Source organism: Indolivaga macrotermitis, from assembly GCF_900128985.1.
Taxonomy (GTDB): Bacteria; Bacteroidota; Bacteroidia; order Bacteroidales; family Dysgonomonadaceae; genus Dysgonomonas_A; species Dysgonomonas_A macrotermitis.
Window position 1 is genome coordinate 1 of record NZ_FQUC01000037.1, and the last position, 2,750, is coordinate 2,750.

Genomic DNA, 2,750 nt, shown 5'->3' on the forward strand with positions numbered 1-2,750 from the left:
AGGCCTGTTACATCGGTTGTTTTATGGTGTGAAGGGGTTCTTTTTTAATACTGAATATCGTGTTCCTTTGTTTTTCAGGTGGACCGGTTGATTATATTATATATTTTTTCCTATAAATGTTGGTATGGCTAGTTGTGTAGAGACGTTGTTTTATTGTGTTTAATATTGTATTTGAATACTCTCCTTTCAACTGCCACGAGCGTAAAACCAACATAGGGCAGCAAGGTGCAGAGATTGCACTTTGCTGTATTTTAAAGATTTTTTATTTACGGGATCAAGATAGAGGGGTCTATGACCCTAAAACAACAATTTCAAATTAAACAGAATGAAAAAGAATTATTTACTTATGCTATGCTTTTTAGGGGTAATGTCTCTAAAAGCTCAGGTGGGAATTAACACTGATACGCCCAATACTTCGGCTGCTCTGGAAATAGTCAGCTCTGATAAGGGAATTCTTATTCCACGGATGACTTCGGCTCAGAGGGTGGCGATGGTTAATCCGGCCGAAGGGTTGATCGTTTATGATACAACGCTCAAATGTATCTCACAGAATGCGGGTACTGCTGCTAGCCCGGGATGGGTATGCCTTTCGGGTAGAGATACTCAGTCCGGTTCGTTCTATATGCCTTCGATTGCTATAGATGCTTCGGCTGTGGTTACCAATCAATCTTTAGACTTGTACGACGAATATAAAAAGCAGTTCAGTACTCCTACTGTGAGTAGTACCGGTGCTCCTTCGAGCATACCTTATTTTAGTAATGCTTCCGATTTGTATTATTATATTACTTTCTATGATGTATCGGTACTACAGATTAACAGCCTGGATGCAGCGGGGGTACTAAACTATGATATTGTGGAAGAGGCTCATTACGATACTTTTATGAATGTTGTATTTGTTGTTAAATAATGAATATGAAAAAGATAATACTACTGGCTCTTTGCATGGCTGTGAGCTTATTCATAGTGGCTCAAAAAGAGACTTCCAACTGGGTATTCGGTTATGCTGCAGGTTTGACATGGAATACGACCAGAAGTGTATCCTTAACAGGACTTTTGGGCACACCCAATGCGACTCTTGACGGCTTACCCAATTCGTTTACATCAGCTGTATATACGTACGAGGGATGTTTCAGCCTTTCCGACTCAAACGGAAACCTTCTATTTTATTCGGATGGCACAACTGTTTATAATAAGAACCATGCAGTAATGACTAATGGTGATGCTCTGACCGGAGGTAACTCGTCCGCACAATCGGGGATTATCCTCCCATATCCCGGAAGGACCAATCAATATATAGCCATAACGGCGGGTGCGACCCGGGCTAACAACTTGTCTTACTCTGTTATTTATATGGGTGCCCAGGGAGGATTGGGAGCAGTAGTGTCTGGCCAAAAAAACATTCCGTTTCGGAATGCAATGGGATATACCGGCGAAAGCGTCACAGTCGCACGCCATAGTAATGGCACAGATTATTGGATACTAGCTATTGGCCAGCAAACAACAGCCCCTTCCTATATCAATGCATGGCTACTGACCAGCACCGGGGTGATATCTACAACACCCGTAGTTACTACACTACCCTATGCAATGTCAGGAAACGGATCCAGTGGCTACCTGAAAATCAGTCCCGACCATAGACATTTTGTTTGGCCAACATTTTTAGATCAGCGTTTTTTTTATGGTGATTTCGATTCTTCGACGGGGATGTTTAGTAATATAAAGGTGATAACAGGACTTAATGATCCTTATGGTGTCGAATTCTCTCCCACGCAATCTTGTTTATATCTGACTGAGGTAGATGGGCTAACAGTATTCAAATTTGATGAATTATTCTCCAGCGCAGACCCCTCTTCAGTCACCAGGAAAAAGTATGCAATCACGAACTCATCTGTTACCGCGTTACAAATTGGTCCGGACAAAAGGATATATTGGGTAGCTATGAGTCAAAAATATATGCGTATAATTGATAATGCCGATGATTATGACAATATGGCACTATACCAGACACCGGCAACTTTTCTTTCCGGGGAAGGAAAAGGCGGACTTCCATCTTTTGCCACTTCTTGGTTCGCAATAGATACTGCTAAGCCAGCTTCTCTCTTATGCGTCGGAAACGATTTCAAATTCAGCATTACTATAGATATGTCAGGGGCAACTGCTAACCTTCCGGTATCCCTCTCATGGGATTTTGGTGATGGTTCGACGGCTGTTTCGCAGCCCGTCGTTTCGGGAACAACTGTTTATCAACAATCTCATACATACTCTACAACCGGACAATACACGGTGAGTATTACGCCCTACAAATCCGACGGTACTGCTTTGGCTAAAACGACCCTACCGGCGACAGCAAATGTGGTCGAATGTTCGTTCCGTACCAACCGGATGATACGCCACGACATGCACAACAGTGCTACGAAAGCTACTAACCGTTAATTAGTGACCTCAATGAAAATTCGATATTTATACAAAACGTTCTTTTCGATAGCTGTGCTATTGATAAGTTTGAACTCGTACTCCCAGATAGGGATCAATAATGATTCACCCGATGCGAGTACGGTCCTCCATATGGAGGGGGTGACCGGTGGGGATAAAGGATTACTTATTCCCCGGATGACTACTGTGCAAAAAACGGCTATAGCAAGTCCTGCCCACAGTCTTTTGGTATATGATACCGACCTGAAATGTATTTCGCAGAATCTGGGTACGGAGGCTGCTCCTCAATGGACTTGTCTTACTTCTCTCAACCGGAA

The 2,750-nt window shown here is 42.8% G+C and carries 3 protein-coding genes; all 3 read left to right on the forward strand.

What is annotated here, in order from left to right; all coding sequences use genetic code 11:
* Window positions 1–325: 325 nt before the first annotated feature.
* Entirely contained in the window at window positions 326–907 is a 582-nt protein-coding gene (locus BUC12_RS19580; RefSeq protein ID WP_073357356.1) for a hypothetical protein, read from the forward strand.
* A 5-nt stretch (window positions 908–912) separates the two neighbouring features.
* A complete protein-coding gene (locus BUC12_RS19585; RefSeq protein ID WP_062184993.1) occupies window positions 913–2,433 on the forward strand; it encodes a PKD domain-containing protein in 1,521 nt (506 codons plus the stop codon).
* 12 nt (window positions 2,434–2,445) lie between these two features.
* Window positions 2,446–2,750: hypothetical protein (locus BUC12_RS19930; protein WP_221407228.1), on the forward strand; the 305-nt coding region annotated here is incomplete at its 3' end.

Bases quoted from the DNA above. Each gene is read 5' to 3' on its own strand.
- BUC12_RS19585 (WP_062184993.1), top strand. From the start codon at position 913: ATGAAAAAGATAATACTACTGGCTCTTTGCATGGCTGTGAGCTTATTC.
- BUC12_RS19580 (WP_073357356.1), top strand. From the start codon at position 326: ATGAAAAAGAATTATTTACTTATGCTATGCTTTTTAGGGGTAATGTCT.